The following is a 1,519-nucleotide window of genomic DNA, read 5'->3' as shown; positions in this document are numbered from 1 at the left end:
ATAATCCTACACCAAAACCGCTAACAGATCAAGAGGATTTATTAAAAACAAGCGAAAATTTAAACGAAACCACACCAACACCTACAAATTTAAGCCCCTTAGAACAAGCCAACGCCGAAAAGTTAGCGAAATTAGAAAGCGAAGCCCTACAAAGCGAACAAGAATTTTTAAAAGCTAAAGAGCAAGAATTAAAGCGAAAAGTTGCGTTAAAAAAGAAATTAGAACACGAGCGAGGCAATGCAGGCAACATTGAAAGCCAGACTAAAATAGAAGTAGGAGAGGATATACCTACTCAAATACAAGCGCAGATCCCCAAGAGCCGAGTGAGGTTGAACGAACGAGAGATTTACGATCTAGATTATGCGATCGTAAAAGCTAAAGATCTAAAACCAAGCTTTACCACAGGCGGGACACAAAAGAGAACGGACATGAACGAAGAGCAGATTAAAAGCATTTCAGAGGATTTTGATCCTAAGAAGATATTCGGTAGCGGAGGCTTTGAAGATTTACCGATCGTTCTAAACGACGGACAAGTGATCGCAGGAAACCACAGAATCCAAGGCATGCTAAATTTCACGCCTAAAAGCCGTTTTATTTACGAGAAAGCGATCAAGGAATACTATCACATAGACTTAAAACCGGACGAGTTGTTAGTTAGAGTGCCACACAAGCGCCTAAACAACACCGAGATCAACAATTTAGCGGCTTCATCTAATCAAGGAAGATTTAACAGCGAGAGCGATCATGCGATAGCGGTTTTAAGCCATTATGAAGCGAAATTAAAAGAATTAGACCAAAAATTAGACGCTGATAGCATCTACTCATTAAAAAACATTGTTGCTAAAAACCTTAATTTTGATAAAGCCACTCATCCTAATGTAGGAGATAGTAATCTAGCGTTGCTTATGTTTAACATGCCAAGGACCAAGACGCAAGGGATAGAATTATTAAACCGCTGGCAGAAAGAATTTTCAAACGATATTAAAAGCTATGAAAAGGTTAAAAAAATGTTTGTAGATAACGCCGGGAGTTTTCACAATCTCATCCATGACATGAATTTCCCTAATGTAAGCCTTAACGCTTACTTGAGCGATATTATGGATCGCAGTTTTGCGAATTTAAAGAATTACCAAAGCACGAGCGAGAGCTTGAAAGATTTGAGCGAGAAATTCTATAAAACGAGTTCGTTAGAGATGTTTGAAAAGAGCGAACAAACTACAAGTGATATTAGCGAGATTTTAGGAGGTGCGATCGCTAGGTTTGCGAGGTTTGATGATCCGAGCAAGGCGTTATTTGAAGCTTTAAAGAGCGATAACGTTAAAAAAGGCTTGAAAGAATTTAAGATCGCAGATGTTACTAAAGACATGTTTAACCCTGATAGTAAAGAGTTTAAGGACATTGATATTTACGATTTCACGCATTACCTTTTAATGGTCAATAGAGAGCCAAACGAAAATAACCCTACCTTAAAGCGCTTGATAGAAGCTATTAAAGACATGCAAAAAGAGAGCGAGAAAGG

1 protein-coding gene is annotated in these 1,519 nt (G+C 38.3%); it reads left to right on the top strand.

Features of this window, described 5'->3' with window-relative positions:
• The coding region (locus H7N67_RS07875) for a DUF3519 domain-containing protein (protein WP_187939615.1) at positions 1-1,519 on the top strand (1,519 nt) is incomplete at both ends.

It is taken from the genome of Helicobacter pylori, assembly GCF_014498195.1.
Lineage (GTDB): Bacteria > Campylobacterota > Campylobacteria > Campylobacterales > Helicobacteraceae > Helicobacter > Helicobacter pylori_DO.
This window is presented reverse-complemented; position numbering and strand designations above follow the sequence as displayed.